The sequence below is a fragment of the Pararcticibacter amylolyticus genome (genome assembly GCF_003130405.1).
GTDB lineage: Bacteria > Bacteroidota > Bacteroidia > Sphingobacteriales > Sphingobacteriaceae > Arcticibacter > Arcticibacter amylolyticus.
Genome location: NZ_QEAS01000005.1, coordinates 192,068 through 216,235, shown reverse-complemented (window position 1 = coordinate 216,235; position 24,168 = coordinate 192,068). Strand labels below are relative to the sequence as shown.

General features: G+C 45.4%; 11 protein-coding genes. 1 reads left to right on the top strand and 10 read right to left on the bottom strand.

Annotated elements, in window-relative coordinates; genetic code table 11:
- Positions 1-9 precede the first annotated feature (9 nt).
- A complete protein-coding gene (locus tag DDR33_RS07990; RefSeq protein ID WP_109415245.1) occupies positions 10-1,617 on the top strand; it encodes a RagB/SusD family nutrient uptake outer membrane protein in 1,608 nt (535 codons plus the stop codon).
- Positions 1,618-1,721: 104 nt separating this feature from the next.
- Here DDR33_RS07990 and DDR33_RS07985 read toward each other — a convergent pair whose 3' ends face one another.
- The 10 genes from DDR33_RS07985 to DDR33_RS07940 all read right to left on the bottom strand — a co-directional run bounded on the left by DDR33_RS07985 (position 1,722) and on the right by DDR33_RS07940 (position 24,166).
- On the bottom strand, positions 1,722-4,343 hold the full coding sequence (locus DDR33_RS07985; RefSeq protein WP_238387714.1) for a glycoside hydrolase family 31 protein: 2,622 nt from the start codon (positions 4,341-4,343) through the stop codon (positions 1,722-1,724).
- Positions 4,344-4,371: 28 nt separating this feature from the next.
- Positions 4,372-6,339 carry a glycoside hydrolase family 97 protein gene (locus DDR33_RS07980; protein ID WP_109415244.1) on the bottom strand — a complete coding sequence of 656 codons (1,968 nt, stop codon included), beginning with the start codon at positions 6,337-6,339 and terminating at the stop codon, positions 4,372-4,374.
- 49 nt (positions 6,340-6,388) lie between these two features.
- On the bottom strand, positions 6,389-8,998 hold the full coding sequence (gene xyl3A / locus DDR33_RS07975; RefSeq protein WP_109415243.1) for a xylan 1,4-beta-xylosidase: 2,610 nt from the start codon (positions 8,996-8,998) through the stop codon (positions 6,389-6,391).
- An 11-nt stretch (positions 8,999-9,009) separates the two neighbouring features.
- On the bottom strand, positions 9,010-11,037 hold the full coding sequence (locus DDR33_RS07970) for an NPCBM/NEW2 domain-containing protein (protein ID WP_202913681.1): 2,028 nt from the start codon (positions 11,035-11,037) through the stop codon (positions 9,010-9,012).
- A gap of 59 nt (positions 11,038-11,096) precedes the next feature.
- Entirely contained in the window at positions 11,097-12,887 is a 1,791-nt protein-coding gene (locus DDR33_RS07965) for a family 43 glycosylhydrolase (RefSeq protein ID WP_109415242.1), read from the bottom strand.
- Between the two features lie 203 nt (positions 12,888-13,090).
- The gene (locus tag DDR33_RS07960; RefSeq protein ID WP_109415241.1) at positions 13,091-17,233 is read right to left on the bottom strand and encodes a hybrid sensor histidine kinase/response regulator transcription factor; all 4,143 of its coding nucleotides are present in this window, start codon (positions 17,231-17,233) and stop codon (positions 13,091-13,093) included.
- A 456-nt stretch (positions 17,234-17,689) separates the two neighbouring features.
- Positions 17,690-19,639, bottom strand: a complete 1,950-nt coding sequence (locus DDR33_RS07955; protein ID WP_109415240.1) for a glycoside hydrolase family 97 protein — start codon at positions 19,637-19,639, stop codon at positions 17,690-17,692.
- Between the two features lie 350 nt (positions 19,640-19,989).
- Positions 19,990-20,379 carry a hypothetical protein gene (locus DDR33_RS07950; RefSeq protein WP_146198728.1) on the bottom strand — a complete coding sequence of 130 codons (390 nt, stop codon included), beginning with the start codon at positions 20,377-20,379 and terminating at the stop codon, positions 19,990-19,992.
- A gap of 56 nt (positions 20,380-20,435) precedes the next feature.
- Positions 20,436-22,106, bottom strand: coding sequence for a peptidylprolyl isomerase (locus DDR33_RS07945; protein ID WP_109415238.1), 1,671 nt, complete (start codon positions 22,104-22,106; stop codon positions 20,436-20,438).
- A gap of 128 nt (positions 22,107-22,234) precedes the next feature.
- Positions 22,235-24,166 carry a RagB/SusD family nutrient uptake outer membrane protein gene (locus DDR33_RS07940; protein WP_109415237.1) on the bottom strand — a complete coding sequence of 644 codons (1,932 nt, stop codon included), beginning with the start codon at positions 24,164-24,166 and terminating at the stop codon, positions 22,235-22,237.
- Positions 24,167-24,168 lie beyond the last annotated feature (2 nt).

The window sequence follows — 24,168 nt, the reverse complement described above, 5'->3', positions numbered from 1 at the left end:
TATTTTGAGATGAAGAAGCTGATAAAAACCAGAAATATACTTTTACTTACCCTGGCTCTTTCTGCAGGGTGTAAGCCCAACCTGGACCTGCTGAACCCCCAGGAACTTTCTACGGATACGTATTACCTGACAGCAGATCAATTAGAGACCACTATCATACCCGCTTACCAGGCTCTGATCGGCAGAGTGCAGGGCGGATATGCCCGCTCTTTGTATTATGAGCTCCTGGCTCCCGGCGACGACTTTAACCACACGTTTAAATGGGAACCGATGTATCAGGACACATACAACACACCTGCCAGCGACGGAATGGCATCAGGTACCTGGAAAGATCTCTGGAATGGTGTTGCCGCCTCCAACCTGGCGATCGATAAGATAACAAATTTCACAGGTCAGATTGATGAACAGCGCCGCAATCGGATGCTTGGTGAGGCACATTTTCTAAGAGCACTGCATTATATGCATCTTGCCTGCTTATTTGGAGAAACGGTTCCACTTGTCGAAAAACCATTCAGTTCTGATGCCGACTATTATCCCACTAATTCGGAAAAGGGACAGGTGTTCGCTCTTATCGTGAGCGATTTTCAGAAAGCAGCAGAGCTGTTGCCTGTACGAAGCGTCTTGTACGCCAATGCAGCTCAAAAAGGGCGGGCTACAAAGGGGGCAGCGCAGGCCTACCTCGCAAAAGCTTATCTGTATCGTCCGATTCTCGAAAGTGGCCAGAAAGCGGAATTTGCAAAAGCGGAAGCAGAACTAAAGAAAGTAATTGAAAGCAACGAGTACAGACTTGTCGATTACTTTAAAGACAACTTCGCAGAGTCCACTGAAAACAACGCCGAATCTGTTTTCGAAATACAGATGCACAATGGACCAGGCTGGCTTGGAGACGATATATCATCTTCATGGCGCTGGCAGGAAATCGGTATGTTTGACGGCACCGGCGGCTCCTGGTGGAACCTGGCACCTAACAAGAAAACTCATGACGAGTTCGAACCCGGAGACCCGCGTAAGTATATGACACTCTGGTGCGAAAATGGTGCTAAACATACCCAGGTGGATGGTAAGGTCACAAGTTATCCGGACTGGATGAATAACCTGGCCACCAATAAAGATCTGTACGGTACCCGGAAATATTGCCCTGATGTTCAGGTTGCCGACTTCGACAATGGCATCAATGACCGCCTGCTCCGCTACGCAGATGTATACTTAATGTACGCGGAATGCCTGAATGAAAAAGGAGACATTACGGGGGCAAAGTTTTACATCAACGAGGTGAGAAAACGTGCAAACAACATCGTACCATCAGAACAACCTCATTTATGGTACCAGCATTCCCGCGGGACCATTCCGGATGTTGATGGCCTCCTGGCAAAAGATACCACTATCAATGGCGTGAGGCTGAATAACATCAAAAACGTCATCGCCCATGAACGATATGTAGAATTCACAGGAGAATATCTCCGTTATTTCGACTTACTTCGCTGGGGAAGCGCCGATCCGAAATGGCTTGAACCTCTAAAACAACTGGGCTGGACCGAACGCGCTACTTACTATCCATTTCCACAGGCAGAACTGGATAATAATAAAAACCTGAGAGGGAATGCAATGAACAATTAAATGTTTTGCCGAACGGACATAAAAAAGCCTTGCGGGATACTTCATTACTTATATAGAAGTACCCTGCAAGGCTTTTTCTTTCTCCGAAAGCGAAGCCCGGAAATCTAGTTTCTTTTCACTTGTATTCTGGCTCCATTATAAATCACCCGCTCTTTCCTTACTGGAAAACTATCTCCTTTTCCCGCCGACGGGCTAACCCAGACAACATCAAAAACATATCTCCCTGGGGCTCCGGGATAGTCCCCTTTCATCGCATCTATCGTCAGGGTATTCTTCTGCTCGTTCCAGGTAAAAGGAATAAGCCTGTATTTTCCCTTTTCATAATTGTAATTATCGCCTTCATCCGCATAAAGCGTAAATTTCCCGTTAGCTCCCCTGTAAACTCTTATCTCCAGTGAATCCATTGCCTTCACCGTGGCATACTGTGTCACCTTTCCAAGAGGCAAGATCGAACCGGCTTTCACAAAAAGGGGAATCTGATCTGCCGGAGTATTTGCTTTAACGGTCTGTCCGCCCTTCAGCCGTGATCCTGTCCAGAAGTCATACCAATCATTACCTCCGGGCAAATAAACGGAACTCTCTTTTATTCCTGCTTCTGTAACCGGGGCCACAAGGAAAGCTCTTCCAAACATGTATTCATATGGTTGGGCTAAAGCCCGTGAATCCTCGCTGAAATCCATCACAAGAGGCCGCATCATCGTACTTCCCTTGCTTGAAACCTGCCACCCTTCTGAATAGATATAAGGCAACAGCCTGTAACGAAGATTCAGCATTTTTCGCATATCGGATTCCACCTTCTCCCCATACTTCCAGGGTTCTGTTTCCGTCTGATAACCGTGTATCCGGAAAACCGGGTTAAACGCCCCCCACTGAAACCATCTGGTAAGAATTTCATGATACTTTTCATCGGTGTACTGAGTAGCTCCCGGACGGAAAAACCCACCAATATCTGTAGTCCAGAACGGCATACCGGTAAGCGAAAAATTAAGTCCGGCCTTAATCTGCCTTCTGAAAGTATCCCAGTTCCAGCCTATATCGCCCGACCAGTTAATCGTCCCGAAACGCTGCTGCCCTGCAAAAGCTGAGCGCGTGAGTATAGTTACCCGCTTCTGATCATTCGTTGCCCTTTGCCCTTCATACACTGCCTTACTTACAAAAAGCGGGTACGTCAGCCTGTAAAACTCACCGGTACCAAACCAGGTCTGTTTTCCCGCGAGTGCATCATTTTCCGGTTCTGTAGCATCCATCCACCAGGAATCAACGCCTAAGCTAAAAAGATTTTTATCCAGCGCATTCCAATGAGTCTTTTGAGTGGCCGGATTAAAGATATCAATCCAGGGACTATTGGGGATGTAAAGGTTTGCGGAAATGTAATCCTTTGCTACTTCCGATTTCTTATCCAGGTTTTCCCATACAGAAATGGAAAAACGGGCGTTCAGGTCATGCAGTTGCCTGATAAATCCTGCCGGATTGGGATAGTTAGCCGTGTCAAATTGCGGCACTCCCCAACCGTGCTTCCCCCAGTATTGCCAGTCCTGTACAATCACATCTACCGGCAATTTTCTCTTCCGGAACTCTTCAACCGTACTAACCAGATGCTTACCCGAGGTATACCGTTCCCGGCACTGCCAAAAGCCATAAGCCCATAAAGGCAGCATCGGCACATTTCCCGACAAATTCCGGTAAGCGGCAATCACCTCGTCGGCGTTCTTGCCATGAAACACAACATAATCCAGAGCACGGGCGTTCGGCGACCGGAAAGTCGTCTCATTTTCCGCCATATTCCAGGACAATACCGGTTTATTAGAAGCCCTGCAAACAACCTGCACCGTGTGCTCTCCTGCCTTCAGGCGAGTGAGCATTCCTGCAGCAGGAGGCAGCCACAGGTTAGACTGATCAATACAGCTGACTCCATCAATAATCAGCAGATGACGGCTGGCCATATCTCCCAGGTCAAGCATAAAAGAGTACTCGCCATCCCTTTCAACTTTAAACTTACCTGTATATAACGATTGCTGTTGCGATACCCGTTGAGTTCCTGAAGTAGTGGTCACCTCAACCTCCTTATTTTCACCTGTTGCACTACTCTGTTTCTCAAGCGGCACAATATTATCCGCAGGGTTGAAATAAGTGAGACCATATTGATGCCAAAGGATCCCATAACCTTTGCTGGAATACAAAAATGGAATAGCAATCTGACTATTCACCTGGATCAGTTTCCGGCTTATATTGCGGAGGTTAAACTGGCCGTCCTGGAACTGGCCAAGCCCAAAGAGATGTTCGCCGGCAGGAGAATTAAACCGCTGCTCCGCCACCAGACAAGGTTCCCCTGCGACTGAAGATTCTGTAAGCTTCCGACCTCCCGCCTTCTCGCTCAGAAATATCTTCCCTCCTGCATCCCTGTAGTCGATTGCACCACTCTTTTTATCAAAAAACACGGACATATCCTTTAGCCGGAGAACAAGCTTTGAACCAGTTTCATCAACCTTAAATACAGGATGAGAGACATTTTCCGTAAAGATCAGCTCCCGTTCCTCCCTCAATTGCCCCTTATGCCATTGAATTCTTACCGCCTTGTCAGACAAGGGAATAACATCCATCACCCCGTCAGTGAGGCTGATGGATAGACGGTCGGTTTGCAAACGGTGTCCTGTATAAGATTGCCCCATGCCCATAAGAGGCATCAGGAGCATAAAAATGGAATTTTTAATCCTGCTCTTCATCATGTTTAAGAAAGAGAAATAACTAAAGTCTTTAACCTTCGTTCATTGGTATCAATACGGCTGCAAAACCTCCTCTCCGAAGCATTTTCACGTCCAGAGATCCTTTGCTGTCAGTCACCATATATTGGGTATCCAAAACTTTATCGTGCTTTCCATCCGCTATGAGCGTCAGTTTAAAACGAACACCTTCGGGTAAAAAATCAAGCTTTAAGGTTTTCCTTTTTTCCCTAAGCTCCGAATTAATACCGCCGATGTACCACTTATTCCCTTTCCGGCGTGCTACGATGGCATCTTTCCCGGGGTAACCGTCCAGCAGCCTGATATCATCCCAGGCATTGGGAACATCCTTAAGGAATGCTCTCGCAGCATCAGGCAGGGCGTCATAGCCCTCCGGGCGATCGGCAAAATGTTGTAATCCTGATTCAAACAAAACGCTTAAAGCCAGTTCATGTCCGTAGGAAGTAAGATGAGGAAATTGAGAATTCGTAAAGGTAACAGGCGTATAATCCATCGGTCCCACAACATTCCGGGTAAAGGGTAAGATGCAGTTATGCTCGGGAGCTGTGTTGGTAAACTCCGGCCCGTTATTGTACCACTCCGCCCCTCGCACTGCTTCAGATGTCATGAGATTAGGATACGTTCTCTCCCAGCCCCTCGGAACTATACACCCATGAAAATACACCATCATTTCAAATTTTGCTGCATCTTCCAGGATATCCAGGTAATAATTGATCATATCCTGCTTCTCACTTTCAAAAAAATCTACTTTCACTCCGGCAAAGCCCATCTTCTTTAGCTTTGTAAATTCTTCCACACGATTCTCATGTGTCAGCATCCGGTCTCTTGGTGTTGCGGGTACATAAGTGTGCTTTCCCCCCGAGTTATACCAGATCAGGGGCTTCACGCCTTTGGACAAAATATATCTGACTGCGTCTTCCAGGTTCCCTCCATTAGCCATGGCATCCCATTCCCAGTCAAGCAAGGTGTATGGCCAGTTCATGCGCGCGGCAAGATCAGCAAACGCACATACTGTCTTATAATCTTTTGTTCCGTGGTTGTCAGACCAGTAATTCCAGGAAACCAGTCCTGGCTTGATCCAGTTTGTATTTTTTAGCACGGATGCCGGAGAAACATCCTGCACTAAGGTCGATTCTGCGACTTTTGCCAGGCTGCCAATGATCGCTACCCTCCAGGGTGATTTCCATGGAAGTTTTATGACAGGTAAAGAAGATCCCATACCATTGCCATCCCGCTGATCAGGAAAAGTGATCTTATACCCGGACCTGTCCTGCATATTGCTTAGTTTGGATCCACAATAAGCCCTGTTCACATCTGCTTCATGCAGCAGAAACCAGCAACTTTTACCGGCAGTATTGAAAAGAGCCGGATAACACCACTCTCTCTGCTGAATATTCTCTCCCTTCATCTGATTATACAGTCCCTCGTTTGCGGGGTTCCAGCGTTCCATCCATCGTGTAACCGAATCATGCACAGAATAAGAGGTCAGTTCGTCCTTAACAGTGAAAGTGCCGGCCTTTTCCGGAAATTCATACCTGAATACCATACCATCGTTGTAAGCTCTGACAATGATATTCAAACGCGACTTCGCCTGGTTAAGAAAAGAAACGGTCACCTCATTTCCTTTGTTATCGCAGATTTTCCGTTTGCCATGCGTCACTTCATAGTGATCTTCTATTGCCAACGGTTTTCCTGCCTTTACAAAACGCAGTTCCTTCGAAAAATCCTGGTCACTGCGTACCAGGCCAAGATCGATTCGTGAGATAACGTCCTGTACCTTACCGCTGTCCGAATAAAACACTTTCAGATACCAGGCTCCGGCATCTGTTCCGCTTGCGGAATACAAAGAGACTTTTATTTTTCCGTTAGGCGATGACACATTCATCTTCTGTGCGACACCGGGGAAAGCAATCAGTAAAAGGATCAGTGCAGTAAGAATCCGCAGCTTCGTCGCAGTATTATATTGGTTAGTTGAGCTCATATTCAGGCAATTCTTGTTGATATTCACGTGCAGCGGCACAATCCTACGTTTACAATACGGACACTTTAATCTTCTTCAAACTCCGGTCGTCAGAACTGTTTCCATACAAAAGTTCGTACTCACCCGGAGTTACCTCCATTTTTAGTTTCTCCTCATTATAAAATTCAAAAGCAGAATAAGGGAGTTCAACCGTTTCACTGGCACTCTTTCCGGCTGCAACGCTCACTCTTTTAAATCCCCTGAGAGTCTTCAGAGGTCCGCCCTGATCATTTCCCTTTCTCACATATACCTGTAAGATTTCAGTTCCATTCATCTTTCCCGTGTTTTTTACAGGCAGGTTCAGAGTAACTGTTTCTCCCTTGTCTATTATCTGTTTGCTGATATGCGCATTGCCGATCGAGAAGGTTGTGTAACTAAGCCCGTGCCCGAACGAAAAGAGTGGATCAGACATAAACCGGTACGTGCGGCCCTTCATCGAGTAGTCTTCAAATCCCGCAAGCTGAGACGTACTTTTGTAAAATGTAACCGGCAGTTTTCCGGAGGGATTATAATCTCCAAACAGCACATCGGCAACAGCCAGCCCTCCCGACTCTCCTCCATACCAGGCCTGAAGAATAGCATCGCATGTCTGGGTCTCCGGAACCAGCGCCACGGGCGAACCCGAGCAATTCACGAAAACGACTTTCTTCCCGGCGGCCTTCAGTGCTTTTAAGCAATTTCGCTGCACTTCAGGCAACTCTATATCTGTGCGGTCGCCTCCTTTAAAACCAGGATAAGATACCGGCATTTCTTCGCCCTCAAGAAGTGTAGAGAGCCCACCCACAAACACAACCTCATCTATCCCTTTCAATTTATTGATCAAGCCTGTAAAATCAACATCCAGCTCCTTACCAAAATCAAACTCCAGGTTTGCCTGCCAGTTATTCAGTTGGGCATACCGGATTTCAATTGCATACTTTCGACCCTTCTCCACTTTATAGGGAACTCTGGAAGGCAGGGTCCTCCAATTATTGTATTTAACAAGAGAGCTGTCGTTTACGAGCAGTTCAAAGTAACCTGTGGCTCCGCATTTAAACACGATTTCTTCGGTTTCCGGCGCTTGAAACTCAGTTTCGTACTTTGCTGAAAAGGCTTCCAGCCGTACCCCCGAGGCAAACTCATGCTGACCCGCAGTTGTTAACTTTACCGGCTCGCCGATCTGCCGCGTGGTAACCACCTCACCCTTCATATCCCGGTTATTCCAGTAAGACGCTTTAAATCCAGTTTTGCCGCCGGCAGAGGTCTTTGAGAAATAACTCTCCATCACTTTGTTTTCAACAAGATCACAGGCCTTGTCATACACCACGTTCCCATCTCCAAGCTTCGATTGAATCCCCTTCAGGATAGTAATCGTTCTTATTGGCTTACCATTATAGTTTCCCCATAACATGGGTTCGTTATCTGCATTCGGACCTATCACCGCAATTTTTCTCTTTCTGACTGAAAGAGGCAACAGCCTGTTCCGGTTCTGCAGGAGTGTCATTGATTCACGTGACATTTCCAACGCCAGCCTCCTGTGTTCGTCATTATTGATGACCGATGCCGGAATTTTTGACCATGGCACCAGTGAGTCATCATCCATTTCACCCAGATCGAAACGGGCTGTCAGAACCCGGAGTAAACTTTTATCAATCTTATCCTCTGGTATCAGGCCCCGCTTAACCGCGTCAGGCAATGTTCCATAGGCATATCTGTCCCACACGCACTCAACGTCGGTACCTGCAATAACACCTTTTGCGGCAGCATGAACGGAATCAGATGAAACCTTGTGGCTCGTAAAGAAGTCGGTTATGGCCCCGCAGTCGGATACCACAAGATGTTTAAATCCCCAGTCGTCGCGTAGAATTGTCTGTAACAAACGATTATTTCCGCAGCAAGGCTCGTCATCGAGCCGCTGATAGGCACACATTACCTGCCTTACGTCCGCTTCCTGCACCAATGACTTAAATGCCGGCAAATAAGTCTCCCACAAGTCCCGGGGACTAACGTTGTTCAGGTTCAGCTCATGACGGCTCCATTCCGGGCCTGAATGCACTGCATAGTGCTTCGCGCATGCAAGAAGTTTTCTGTACTTCGAATTTGCCGGGCCTTGTAATCCCTTCACCACTGCCACTCCCATGCGAGATGTCAGGTAAGGATCTTCTCCGTAAGTTTCCTGTCCCCGTCCCCACCTCGGATCCCTGAAAATATTCACGTTGGGTGTCCAGACAGAAAGCCCCAGGAACCGCCGGCTCTCCTGCCCCCGTCTCTGAGCCGCATGATATTTTGCGCGTACTTCGTCTGAAGCAGCATCAAATATTCTGTAGACGAGGGAATCATTAAATGATGCCGCCATCCCTATAGGTTCCGGAAAAACGGTCACGCTATCCGTGTTAGCCAGTCCGTGGAGCGCCTCACTCCACCAACTGAACTTCTTGATACCAAGCCTCGGGACAGGCTTTGATTCATCCATCATTAGTAAAGCCTTTTCCTCCAGCGTCAGACGGGAGATCAGATCCCTGGCCCTTTCTTCGGAAGACAGGGAAGGATTTTTATATGGAAGTACCTGGCCGGAAAGCCTGCCTGCTGACAAAATAACCAGCAAAAAACAAAATATTGTAATCGTATTTCCGGGTTTCATGACAATAATTTTTACTTGTTCGAAGACGTAAACTTATATAACAGAACTCCGTGTACAGGGATATTTAACGACAGCTCACTTTGCCCGTCTTCAAGGGTGACAACATCTTTCTGCCTCCATAGATCGCGCACTTTCTGCCGGCCTGAAATACCCAGCTTCGCAAAATTGCGGAACGACAGACTTACTTTCTCCAGACCAAAATTGCAGAAACCAGCCACACGGCTGCCATCTTCCAGTTCCTTCACATACACGCGAAGGTCTCCGTCTGTATACACACAAGTGGCTTGCCTGCCAAGCGGATCCTGGTTGATTGCAATCACTTCATCATTAGTGAGCAGGTTCAACGTAAAATCATCCAGTTTTTCCATATCACAGCCAATCAGAAGAGGTGACGAAAACAGGCTCCACAAGCTGATGTGAAGATACTGTTCGTCTGGCTTAAGGCGACTGGGATGAGGATTTCCCCAACCCACCGTACCTACCACCAGCATATCGGGGTCATTCCAGTTTCCGGGCTTTGCCCAGGCTGCAGCCTTGTCCTGGTCCAGAGCAATATTCTTTACACTTACCCAGGTATCAGTAATATCATTTGTGGTACGCCAGGAAGTCCCTCCAACCGAACCGCCCCATTTCCATACATCCGACATCCCATACTGGCATAAACTATAAATAATGTCACGTGGTTGGTCACGAAGAAAATCTCCCATTATCTTAAAGGGCTTAACAGCGGTTGGCAAATCGCCGCCGCCCTGATACGATAAAGAGCCTACTTTATAGGGATCATTATCCGGCATGCCGTTGATAACACCACCATAACTGCACCAGTCATACTTAAGGTAATCAAATCCCCATTTGGCATAACTTTCCGCATCCTGTTTTTCATACCCGTAACTACCCGCACAACCACCACAGGTCCATGGACCCGGGCTTGAATAGATCCCTATCTTCAGGCCAAGGTCATGAACATAATCTGCCAGCGGCTTCATATCGCCAAACCTCGCATTTGGAACGATCCTGCCGGAGTCGTCACGCAGCTTGCCCCGCAGTGTCTGATCCTTGGAATCCCGGTGGTTCTGCCAGAAATCATCAATATTGATATACGTCCAGCCATGATTAACCAGGCCGCTCTTTACCAGCGCATCAGCGGCCCTCTTTACTTTATCAGCCGAAACCTCTCCGGCGAAGCAGTTCCAGCTATTCCAGCCCATCGGAGGAGTGAGGCCGATACGGTCACCACAAACGATCCGGAATTTCTTTGATGCTGTACCTTTGGCATTTTTCGCGCCGAGCATAACATTAAAGGTCCCGGCTTTCGAAATCTGTCCCGTAATAATCCCCGTTTTTGCATCTATTTTCAAGCCTTTCGGCAAGCCGGATGCCGAGAAGGTCATTGGCCGATCGCCTGTAGCGGGGATACGGAATAAGAAAGGAGAGCCAGGCCTCACCCCAAATACAGTCGCCCCATTAATCCTTGGTGATGCTGGCGGTGCGGGAGTAAGTATATAGGGCACGCTGGATACCGGGTTAGTAGTAACAAAGGAGTTTACACCTGAAGCCTCAAATTTAGCGTCAGCCCAGTCGGCATGATCATAATAGTTTCCATTCCCTCCGTCACTAACTACCAGTTCGAGCTTCTTAACACCGGCAAGGGCAACAGAACACGGCCTGGCTGAGTCGCCCAGGCGCATCACCCCGCTTGACCAGAGTTTTTTTCCGTCCCCAATCACATGAAACTCTGCTGCAGGCTCATGGCCCGCAACCTCATCATCTATGCCCACCATGGCGTTGAAAGAAGATGCTTTTCCATCCAGCTGTATAAAAAGCGAACTTTCCGCATGAGTTCCGAAACCACGTTCAAAAGTCTTTCCCGCGATGGTAATAGGTTTACCCTCAACAGACTTTTTCTTCCCCGGCATACCATACCCCTGGGTCGCCACACTTAGATCGAGTTCATCCAGCCACACAGTCTGAGCCCGGAGCACATCTGTCCAAAGAAGACCAATCAGAGAAAAGATGACTGCAAAGACAGCCTGATTCATATTGCTTTTCAAAATCATTCAGATAACAAGATTATGTAAGAAAAAAAACTATTAAACCGCTATTTGACCGGCGCAAAACGCCACCAGTCGAAATTGAATAACTCTCCGTCCTTCCCCCTGAAAACGAGAAAAATATCATGTAAGCCCTCAATATTTTTCATCTTCGCAGAAAAAGATTTCCATTTGTTCGTCCCACCTGTACTTTTAACCTGCAGTGCCCCGGCGAGAGGCCCGCTCAGGCTGTCAAGCCTCACTTCAATTATCCCTCCGGCCTCAGCCGCTGCACCCGCGCTAAAAGACGAAGCACCTTTTTTGAAATCAACTCCCCTTATTTTGATATAATCCCCATTATGGACATCAGTTACATATATCCCCCCGTTTTCACTGTCCCTGGCAGTTTTAAGGCCGGAAGACCAGGCGATAGTTTCAGCCTCAACACGATTAAAAGGATTAAGAGTTCCCACTGCATCTTCTATCCCCGCTGTCGGAGTAACTTCCCGAACCGATCCGTCATCATTAAAAAGCAGTTCGTCCACACAAACAGAACGGTTAAACCCACCGCCACCCGGCAATGCCCCATTGTGGTAAAAAAGATAGGTTTTTCCCTTGTAATCCACTACTCCCGGATGATTAGTAAAGGCACCGCCCTTCTTAATGATCGCCATGACGGTATCTCCATACTTCCAGTCTGGATTTGAAAGGCTCTCACTCGTCGAATACGCCAGGTGTTCCGGCACACCACCCGCCGGATAGAACAGGTAATAACGCTGGTTTCGCTTATAAACCCACGGCCCTTCTTCATAGGTCGTAAATCTCTTTTCAGTGCTGTTTACCGTACCATTGATCTGGTTACGAAACCACTCTTTCCTCCCATCCGGGATCTTCTCCGGTCCAAACCCTGCGGCGGATGATATCATATCACTGTTCAGTTTCGTATACCACAGATCAGATGCCCCCCAGGTAAGCCAGGCCTGCTTTGCTTCATCCCATATAACAGTCGGATTGATATTTGCCCCATCACAATACTCCGTAATGAAAGGCTTACCCAATACATCAGAGAAAGGCCCGATGGCCCTGTCTCCTACCGCCACTCCGATCACCTTCCTGTTGCTATTCTTTTCCGTTGCGCTTACATACCAGTAATACTTATCCCCTGCCTTGCTCTTCACAACATGCGAAGCCAGGCCGTCTATCGACTCAGCCCATTCAAACGTATTGTGCGCGTTATGAATACGTAGCTTAAACCCCTCTTCTGTCAGAGGAACTTTCACAACTCCTGTACCCTCCTCATATGAAACCATATCGCTATTGAGCTTCACATAGTACAGATGAGGATTTCCCCAATATAAATAGGCCTGACCATCGTCATCAATGAAGACCGTCGGATCGATAAAGCCCCATCCGCCGGAAACAAGAGGTTTCCCCAGTGCGTCCTTAAAAGGACCGGCAGGGCTGTCGGATACCGCCACCCCAATGGCCATCCCATGGGAATCCTTATCATTTGCACAAATGTACCAGTAGAACTTCCCGTTGCGCTCGATGCACTGGGAAGCCCAGGCATCTTTCTCAGCCCATTTAAAAGTACCAAGAGACAGAGGGCTTCCACGGTCAACCCAATTCACCATATCCGTTGTTGAATACACATGCCAGTCTTTCATCACAAACCAGGTTGAATTGTCCTCATCGTGGCTGGTATATAAAAATAGCGTATCCTTATATACCATTGGGGCCGGATCAGCAGTATATCTTGTTTGAACAATGGGATTTTGTGCTTTCGCGTCCATAAGCCCGGCAAAACCGGTAAAAAAAAGGAGGACTAGTGCTGGAATCTTTTTTATTGCTGTGTTCATGTGTCAAAGGAGGCGTTGCGCTATATTAAGCTATGCTAATAATACAGCCGGTTTCTAACTCGTTCGTTACTGGTCAAAAGTAGGATGAAAAGGCAGTGCGATATAGCAAATTTGTCTAAAAAATAAGGTATAATGTATAAACCCGCAGCCTGGATATGCCAGACTGCGGGTTTTGTCTATCTGCATGTAATGCCACTATTCGTTCAGCACTCTTCCAGCTGCAGTTTTCTCTTTTTGGTCAGATACTCGGAAGGTACCATATTGTATTTAGCTTTAAATGCTCTGGCGAAATAATTCGGCGTCGAGAAGCCAACGTTGTAAGCAATCTGTGCGATCGTAAAGTCGCTTTGCTCCAGTAACACAACTGCACGCTCAAGTTTCACTGACCGGATAAATTCCACCGGGCTCATTCCCGTAATTTCAAGGATCTTGTTATAGAGCGATGCCCTGCTCATTAAAAGGCTCCGGGCCATAGCTTCAACCGACAACTGCGGGTTGTTCAGGTTTTCCTCTATATAGACAAGCACCTTATTAATAAGCTTTTCATTCTCAGACTCGATCTTAACAGCAGAAGGCAATACCTTCACCTGTTTCACATAAGTATCCTTGAGTACCTGATTCAGAGTAAGCAGGTTTTTAAGTTTGACATTGAGAACTACAAAGTTAAAAGGCTTGGTCATATAGTCGTTTGCTCCCGATTCCAGGCCCCTTATCTGTTCATCTTCTCCGGTCGAAGCAGTCAGCAGTATAACCGGAATATGGCAGGTCCTCTTGTCAGCCTTAAGCTTCCGGCTCAGCTCTATCCCATTCATGACAGGCATATTAACGTCACATACTATCACGTCAGGGTGACATGCAAGCGCGCGCTGCCAGCCCTCCTTCCCGTTCGAAGCTTCCAGGATCCTGTATGATAATTTTAGGTTATCTTTAATATAGAACCTGAAGTCGTCATCATCTTCCACGATAAGAACCGATGCAGTCTCTACGGCGTGTCCCGGGGTTTCCTGCGGCAGCTCTTCAGTATCTGCAGATAAAGCGTGTAAAGCGCATTCGGGGACAGTAATGGTCTCGGTTCTCGATTCCGGCAGAACGAAAGGGACAGAAACGATAAAGCTGCTGCCTTTTCCCTGGCGGCTCTGGACGTCAACAGATCCACCATGCATTCTGGCAAACTCCCTGACAATAGAAAGGCCAATTCCAGTTCCCTGGTTCAGCACTGAAGGGCCAGGGTCGTGCTGGAAAAACCGTTCAAAAAGTTTCATCTGTACATCGTCCGGAATCCCGATTCCCGTATCAGCCACCACAATATCCAGTAAAAGTTGTCCATCTCCTGCCTGTTCTCCGCGCGTGGCGATCTTTACCATTACTTCGCCATCTTCCTGTGTAAATTTGAATGCATTTGAAAGCAGGTTAAACAGGATCCGTTCTATCTTATCATAATCAAACAGGACATAAGCGCTCACAATGTCAGAAGAGAACTTAAAAGATATTTTTTTTCTTACTGCCACGTCAGCAAATGAATCAGCGGCATCCCTGACAAACGACACGATATCTCCTTCCGCAAGATGAAGCTTTAGCTCCTGCTCTTCCATCTTCCTGAAGTCCAGGAGCTGATTTACCAGGTTCATCAGTCTGCGGCCGTTACGCTTGATCAGGCCAAGTTGGGTAGCATGCACGGGCTCTTTAATTTTTTCTATCAGAGTCTCCACAGGCCCCACTATCAGTGATAATGGCGTTCTGAATTCGTGGCTGAGGTTGGTCAGGAACTTAATTTTCATCAAATCCATCTGGTGCAAATGCTCTGCATGCCGGCGCTCCTGTTCAATCAGTTGTTTCGCTTCAATACGTTCCTTCTCCAGGGCAAACTTCATTTCCAGTTTCTTTATCCCTCGATACCGGATCCAGAAGATAAATCCCAGTATACTCAGCAAATAGAAAACGTACGCATAGATCGTACGCCAGAACGGGGGCGATACATTAATAATGACAGATCTTCCTTCCCTGTTCCACACCCCGTCATTATTACTTGCTCTTACCTCAAATATATATTGTCCGGGATCAAGGTTTGTGTAATAGGCAGTATGCTCCTTCCCTGCCATTATCCAGTCCTTATCTATCCCTTTCAGGCGGTACTCATACTGATTCTGCTCTGAAATTGTATAGTTCAGTGCTACGAAACTGATTGAAAAATTATCCTTGTACTTCAGATCGATCTCTTTAGCAAGCAATACCGACTGTTTGAGAGGTCCTTTATCCGAAGGAATAACAGCAGCGTTGTTTACTCTAAGGTCAGTAAGCACCACGGATGGCACATTGCGGTTCATTCTCAAAACAGAGGGGTCAAAATAATTGAATCCTTCCTGCCCTCCGAAAAACAAAGTGCCGTCTGCCAGACACAGGCCCGCGCCCAGAACAAACGGACTGTTTTGAAGTCCATTGTGATGAGAGTAATTTTTGAACTTCCTGGTTGCGGGATCAAAACTGCTGATCCCCCTGTTCGTGCTCACCCATATCTTTCCTTCCTTATCTTCAATAATCTTCTGTACAGCGTCATTAGCAAGTCCGTCCTTTTCAGAAAAAGTGACAAAACGGCCTGTTTTCCGGTTTAACAGGCTGAGCCCTCCTCCGTTAGTTCCCACCCAGATATTGCCCTTTCTGTCTTCACAGATTGTAATGATATAATTACTGGGGAGCCCGTTTTTCTCCCTCGAGTAGAAGCTGAATTTCTGCGTCTGCGGATGCCATACTGAAATTCCCCCGCCAAAAGAACCGATCCACATATTTCCGCTGTGATCCTCCTCCAGGGCTCTTATTACAGGGTGAGAAAGATGACCGGGATCCGCCGGGTTTCCCGGGCTGTTCAGCAATTTACGGATATTGCCATTCGATGGGTCATAAAGGTTAACTCCTCCGCCGTTTGTACCAATCCAGATAAGTCCGCTCCTGTCTTCGCGGATAGAAAAAACGTCACTAAAATTCAGGTTCTCCGGACCTGTTCCTTTAACCAGGTGTCTTTTTTTACCATTTGTCAGGTCAACCACATATACCCCATCCAGATAGGTTCCAACCCACAACTTCTTATCCCGGGTCATTGCCAGAGCGAGCACTGAAAGTGTTTTATCTCCTTTTGCCGAATTTTCCGGTAAAAGCTGGTAATGAGTAAAACTCCCGCCTGCGGGCTGAAACAAATCCACCCCCCCACCGTCAGTACCCACAAACACTCCTTTTCCCGGATATTCTGCAAATGATGTTACCACCGGGGCACTCAGGCCTTTATGATCAAAAGGATTACTCTCTGCAAGCTTAAAGCTGGTATAATTCTGATCATACTTGCTTATACCTCCCTGAAACATCCCGATCCAGCCAATTCCGTCTTCATCAAAGCATATAGATCGTATTGACTTGGCTTTCAGGCTGTTTCTACTCCTACGGTCTGCCGGATATTTATACACGAATCCCTTGTCGATATCAACAAGATTCAATCCTTCTTCAGTTCCAAGCCACACAAGTCCATTCCTGGCACTCTTCACATCATAAATAATATCACTGCTGATAGAGGGGACCCCGTCATGACTGATCGTTTTTATCCTTTTTCCGGCTGGGCTTAATATATGGAGTCCGCTCTGCGTTCCCGCCAGAATACGTCCCTTATTATCCTGCGACAAAGAAAGAATAAAACAAGGTCCGGCCGCAGAATACAGCACCGGGATAAAGGCATCCTTCCTCTTGTCATAACGGTATAACCCGGCGCTCGTGCCTACCCACATCGTTTTGCGCGAATCACGGAGAAGCGAGATGATCGTATTGCTGTGAAATTTTCCCGGAGATTTCTCTTGTTTATAAACACGACTGACTTTACGGGTTCCCCGATCCAGAACATACAGCCCGTTATAGGAAGCGACCCAGATATTGCCCCCGTCATCCTCCGAGATCGAAGTTGCAGCGAGGCCGGCAATAGAGGGGTTGTCCTTGACTAAATCTATAAATTCATCCTTGTTCCTGTCATAAATACTCACCGACCCACCGTTAGTTCCGATCCACAGATTCCCTTCAGAATCTTCAAAAAGTGAACTGACATGATTTGCAGGCAAAGAAGCAGGCTTGCCGCTGATATGCCGGTATACCTTAAAAGAGGTACCGTCAAAACGGTTAAGGCCATCTTCTGTCGCCACCCACAAAAAGCCAAAATGATCCTTGAGAATTGCATAAACAGTGTTGGCAGATAAGCCATCCCGTGATGTAAAAGTAGTAAAACTGAGATCTGGTTTTTCTCCCAGCAATTGCAAAGAGAAAATAAACCCGAGGAACAAAAGTCCGGCCTTTCTTAAAATTATATCCTTTCGCATGTAGAAGTCTTGTCTATAATTTTGGTTTTTTTAAAGATAACGATCCTCTCCTAAAAAAGAAAGGATTTGACGCTCCTTTTAAATTTATCACTGGTTAAGCCGGCTTGCATTACTCGCCCGCAAAACAAATCTATCATTATATAGCAGGCAGACCTAGCACAATTGACTAAATTCATGTCAAAAATGTTTACCAAACTCCTGTTCAGGTAAAGGTTCTACATACTACCGAAAGTATACCACATTCTAAAAGCGAACACTAAAAACCTGCAGTTCAAACACTCACAACACAAATCAATTAATAATACCTTGGCAAAAAAATTCTGTCACAATACCGGATAATATGATCCGCAATTAAGCAACAATAAAGGCGTGTAATATCTCAGAACCAGATATTGCACGCCTTCTTTTCTTATCAATACAATTTTTCAGAAAACCTTACAGGCTCAGGAACGCGAACTACTTATTCGCTGACACCAAAACGATTCCTCCCCCCGACTGGATCACTGTTTTAAACGTTCCATTTTTCTCAATCATCACTTCGCTCATAAAGACAGCCTTATTCTTATCGTCATTATAGAGACGGACTTTCTTCCCGGCAAGCATCGGAAGTTTAAGATTCAGCTTTAGAGCTTCCTTTTTTGCGTTTACTCCGCTCACATACCAATCGTTCCCATGACGACGTGCCAGGACGCAATATTGGCCCGGATATCCATCGATGAAGACGGTCTCGTCCCAGGTAACAGGCACCTGCTTCATAAAATCTATCTCGAACGCAGGAACGTCCGTCAGATTGTTCGGAGTAAGTGCAAACATTTGCACAGGATTCTGGAACAAAACAGCAGTAGCAAGCTGAAACACATCAGTAGTTAGACGCTTATTCCTTGTAGCATTATCCTTAACCAGGTATTTATTCAGTACTACACCTCCAAATTCCATACTTCCAACGGCATTCCGGATAAAGGGATGCAACGACGCATTATAAGCTTCTGTATCCCGCACTCCCTGTGAAAAGACCAGCATTTCTGAAGCGACAACCGCCTCGCTTCCGGCAAAGTTCGGATACATCCTTTCCCATCCCCGCGGCAAAGTAGTTCCGTGAAAAATGATCATTAAACTATAATCATTCGCATCAGACAGGATATCTTCATACAGTTGCATGGTTTGCTGCTTATCCCCCCCGAAGAAGTCCACCTTCAGGCCTTTCACTCCGGCATCCCTCAGCCACTTCATCTCTTCTTTCCGGGCTATAGATGTATTCATCTTATTCCTGGGACCTTGCGGCGCATCGTTAAACGGCCCATTCGAATTGTACCACAAAAACACGTCTACACCTTTGGAATTCGCATATTTTATCAGATCCTTCATGCGGTCCTTTCCTATATTCGTATCCCACAAGGCGTCAATAAGGATGTATTCATATTTCAGCGCCGCTGCCAGATCAATGTATTTTACCTGGTCATCATAGTTCATGCTGTTGTCCTGCCATATGATCCAGCTCCATACAGACCGCCCATATTTGAATTTAGCTGACGCTTTATAAAGCGGATCTACAACATCAAAAGGAATGGTGGTTTCAACAATTGGCTTAAGGTTTTCGCCTACTGTAATCGTTCTCCAGGGTGTCACACCGGGCAGCGCAATTGCGGCACCAGTACTCCCAAACCCATTATTTTGTCTGACGTCTGGGTACTCAATCGAATAGACACCCTCTTCGGAACGCTCACTTAAATGCGAAGCACAGTAAAGACTGCTCACCCCGGTCTCCGACAGGAGAACCCATCCGTTTTCTCCCACGCGAAAGAGTCCCGGGAAAACATACCCGTCCTTATTCGGCCGTGCTTTTATCAACGGTGCATCAGCTGTATAAGCATTTTCATAACTCGGAGTTGTTCTTGCAAACCCCACCATAGGGCTCATCATGCCGGAAAGGAAAGTGGTAGTAACAGCCGGGAACCTGAATCCTGTCTCCTCTTTTTCAACCACACAGGCCATGCGTTCTCCCCAGGCCGGGATCTCATAACGGAAAGCTATATTATTATTGCTTACCTGGAACACAATGCTGATTGTCTTATTAGCTGCATTCTCCAACGTACAAATGAGCTTATTTGCAACATAGTGAACTTCAGATTTCTTTATTTTTTCTTCGGTATATTTTTTATCGACGTTCCCTTCCGATTTGCCAAGAAACTTCATTTCTGAGGTAAAATTACCCTCGTTCGTTTTAAGGCCAAGCGGTGAGTTTTCTATCATGACCTTGCCTTTATAAAACACAGAATAAGAAACTTTGCCAGCGCTAACAGCAAGATCAAGCTTTAGATGTTTATCCGGACTAAAGATGGTTGCATCCTGAGCATAAGTAAAAGCGACAAGAAGGCTAAGAATTGGGGTAAGAAAGATTCTCTTCATTCGATGAAATTATGGTTATGTGTGTTGTTTTGCAGTTTATAAAAGCTGGCGGTTCTTCGTAAAAAAAGCAACCATAAGCAGCAAATATACCGGTCCACAGGATTTACTCCCCGCACGAATGTTTAATTATCAGGCAGAAATGTCAAATTGTGGGAAGGGGCAAAAAACAGGATTATATTGCCCCATCTACCGTCTAGAACGAGGAACGATTAGCCTTCCCCGCTAGTGGCTGGTGCCGAATTATTCAAAGGGAAAGACTAACTCCCAAAGTATTAAATAAAAAAAGACAACGTAAGATTTCGTCTGTTAATCAAAATTTCACTATTGTCATAGTTGAAATTCTGTTTTATTTACCAGGAAACCGATACATAAGAATGAGCCCGGTTGGCTTCTGCAAATATATCAATCCACTGTTCGCCAGAAGAGCTAAACACCCCATTCTGGGATTTAAAGCCTTCATCATTACTTTCAAGGATGTAGCTTCCTCCTCCATATTGTATCCAAACAAATCCATAATGATCTGATCCGTAAGGTTCGATAGATGCGCTATAATAAATACCAGAAGTGACGGTGGCATAAAATGCCGTATTTGATGTTTGCATATCCCCGGAAGAGTATGAGGTAGCCATACAAAAACGTAAACTAGAATTGCAGTAAGTCCCTTGCGCTTTTACTGAAGTAATACTAATAGCTAAAAATAAAGGACACAAAACTAAAATCAAATGGATTTTCTTTTTCATAATCTTCAAATTTTAAAAGTTATTGATTTATTGGGAGTTAGTCTTTTCCTGGCAGTTTAGAGATATTTCTTATACTCTATCTTGTTTTCACAAGGGTATTTAGGCTTTAAAAGTGTTAAGCACCCTTCTTTCACTTCCTTTAGCTTTGCTGATTTTATGTGTCCTGCAATCAACTCTTTCACTTCGTCCAATTGCATATTAAGCTGCCCGTAATCGTAATTTTTTATTATTACCGAATATTTCCCGGCAAGTTCTATCGGAGGCAGAACCTGTCCATTTTTTGAAAGTAATAACCGTTGCATTACCCTTTCAGATAAGACAGGTTTTCTATAGCTGGAATTAATATTCCATTGAATGCTTTCGGCAACTTTTATCTGACTGGCTCTCAGTTTGTCATTGTGATATCGCAAGATGTCCGAAAACCCCTTGTTCCGATCTAGTGAATCCTTAAAAGAGAAAATAGACACATTTACCCCCACAGGCTGGACATATTCGCTTCGATGCTTGTTATACCAACCTGATATATCCTCCTTTGACAACTTAACAGAACTTTTCAGTTGTTCGGTTTCATAATAATCGTAGATAAGATTCTTCTGGTAATTTTCCCGGTCGAGTATAAATTTAGGATCGGCTGTTATGCCGCACTCCTTAGCCTTTAGATATGAATACTCGCTGTAAACCATAGATCTTATAATTTCACCTATTTGTTCTATGTTTCTTATTTCAGGTTTCAGGGGCAGGTAGTTATAATAGTTTATTAAATCCGACACAGTGTAGCGGATCCTTTTTTGTTTCAAAATATAGGTAAACGCATCCAGGCTTAGTATATCGCTAAAATCCTTCTTTTCAAATTTATGAAGGGGAGCTCTTGACGATAAGATACCTCCAAATTTGGAAAGCACATCAGAATTGTAAATAACATTGGTATTCGAATCAACCTCTTTTTTATATCCCGCTATTATCTCAGCCTCTTTCTGAAATTTCAGCTTTTGAATTATTTCATTATCCGGCGTTCCATTCTTTGATATAGCGATATCTTTAATATAAAACAGGTAACATCCATCCAGCATAGTCAGGATGGGCGTCACTTCGCCTTCTTTCAAATTAAATAAGTATTCATGATATTGTGAAAAGTCCGTAAAGGGCCATTCAATTATCTTTTCTTCGTAAAAAATGGCATTGTGTTTCCTGCTGTTATCTACAGCTTCACGAAATTTCTCACTTCCTTTTATCTCCACTCCTCCAATAAAGTGTTTCGCGGCATCGAAGTCTTCGAACCTGAGGTATTCTATACTGATCTTCTTCCGGCTCCTCTCCCGGGCCAGTTCAAGCTCCTTTTTATTGATGGTTAGTTTTCCATTTAGCATAAATTGCTCCAGCAGGCCTTTCCGTTGGGATATGATCAGTCTCTCCATACTGGCTACTCCTTGTGTCACTTCCTGTCTCTTATAATAACCCTTTTCATAGGCATCAGCCAGAAAATAAGTACGGTCAACAAATCCTTCTATCCATTTCTTAATCTCAACAACACTGGGTTGTTGATTGGCGGTATCACGATAAGCATCCTTAAACAGCTTAAGGTTTTTTTCAAGTTCATATTCCGTTATGCCAACCTTGCCAACACTCAGCACGACCTTATTAGCAGCGAAGCTCTCGTCTTTAGTGCTATGAGTGCATGAAAATAGTAATGATACGATCACAACAACTAAGAAACATTTATTATTCATCGTTAAGTTATCAAACTGGTGCTATCAACTTTAATTAGAATATAGTGGATAGCCACCCTGACGACAGGGTGGCATCCACTTAGGAAAAACACATTCGGTATTAAATTATACTCGCTTCATCTGAATGCTCAATAACCTGGATTCTGATAAGCCTTTTTAAAGTCAGCATCTCCACTCATCCTATCCAGCTGCCCTTGCGGAATAGGCCGCAGATAAAGGTATTTAGGCAACTGACGGGTTATTGTAACAGGCGAAGCTCCGGCTGTTTGGGAGATACGATAAGATCCCGCATACTCTTCCCACTTCTGGGTACGTGCAAGATCATGCCAGCGGTACCCTTCGCCGAAAAACTCCCTGGAACGCTCGTCTAAAATATAATTTATGTCAATTGAGGCAGGAGTTGCAGCAACCATTGCAGCGGAATTATCTTCTACTTTTTCAACATTTTCAGCCACATCAAATTTCCATTTACCTGCACGTGAACGAATTACATTAATTAACTCCCTTGCACTCCTCCCAGCTTGAACAGATGCTCCCTTAACAGCAGCTTCAGCTGCAACAAAATAAAACTCAGAATACTTCAAAATATTATACGGACGAGAACTCGCTATTTTGTCATCGTTATAATCAGTTGATTTTCTGTAAGAACCAAGTTTCCATAAGCCCGGGTAAATACTTCTGGAGATTTTATCCAACGGAACTACATAGTCAGCCCGTCCGGGTAATTGTCCCGCTTCAGTATTATCATTATAGGTTGAATTTGAGTAATTAATGCCACCAGGATCAGCAGATAGAAAAGAAAGCACCTTACCGTTCTTTTCTATTGGCATTAAGTTAGCACCATAGAGTCTGGCTTCTGTCCGTTGAGTGTTAAGATACCAGGTACCTCTATATACAGTAGTGAAGGTACCGTTAAAACGCGAATCCTCTGTTTTATTAGAAAATGTTTTGGTAAACACGTCAACTGGCGGGGTCATTCTCATCCAGGGACGGCTATAAGACTGTCCTGCCTGCACAGTGCGAAACATTACATCGGCTGGCTTCCAGCTCGCCGGGTCACTACTGGCTTTAAGGTTCTGAAAATACCATGTTACCATCCAAACCGCTTGATTTTGACCGTCACCTCCGTCCCAGCCAGTAATATTGCTCTCGCTATACTGAGCATTAGCTTCCGTATGGTCTGCCCACAACATAATTTCCTTGTTCCGGTCATTCTGTGCTAAATTCACATCGTAGAATGTCGGTTGCAAAGCATAGGGGCCGGGGTTATTTATCCCATCCAAGGCGATGTTATAGGCATTTTGAAAATACCATTGTGCATCATGCCCATCAGGGTCGGTCCTTGGAGTTTCAGGATATGTAGGCACATTATTGGGGTTCTGAAGCCACCACGCATACGTTAAATAAGCTTTTGCTAATGTAAGGCGTGCTACATTTTTCGTAACAGCACCTATATCACGGGGATTATCAGGCAGCTCCTCGACAGCTTGCTTTAGGTCAGGAAAAATGCCGATAGTATACACTTCAGGAACAGTATTACGGACAGAACTAAGGGTCGGCTTAGTGTTATATGTTAATATACCGCTTCCTAAATCCAATGGAACTCCTCCAAATGTCTGCACTAATAAGAAATAACTAAAAGAGCGAAAGAACCGGGCCTCAGCTATAAGCGCAGCTGGCATATTGGCTTCAGTGCCATTAGTGATAATACCGCTTGCTGAGTTGATGTTGGCATATGCGGTATTCCACAGGACATCCCAGCGGCTATTCTGGGCATCGGGAATGCCTAAACCGGATAAATCCGCTTTACGAAAATTATCATCTGCTTGTTGTCCGTAAGTATATTCATCCGTTCCGGTTTCAGTGGCATTATAATAATATGGTTGCCCGTAAAGCCTTCGTAATCCAGAATAAAGACCTGTCAGCCCCCCTCTTATTCCAGCTTCTGTTTTAAAGAAGCCCGGTTCAAAACGATCTCGTGGAGTTTCTTCCAGTATATCTTTACATCCACCTGCAACAAACAGGGTGGCAATCATTAAAATCTTATATATTCTTTGCATGA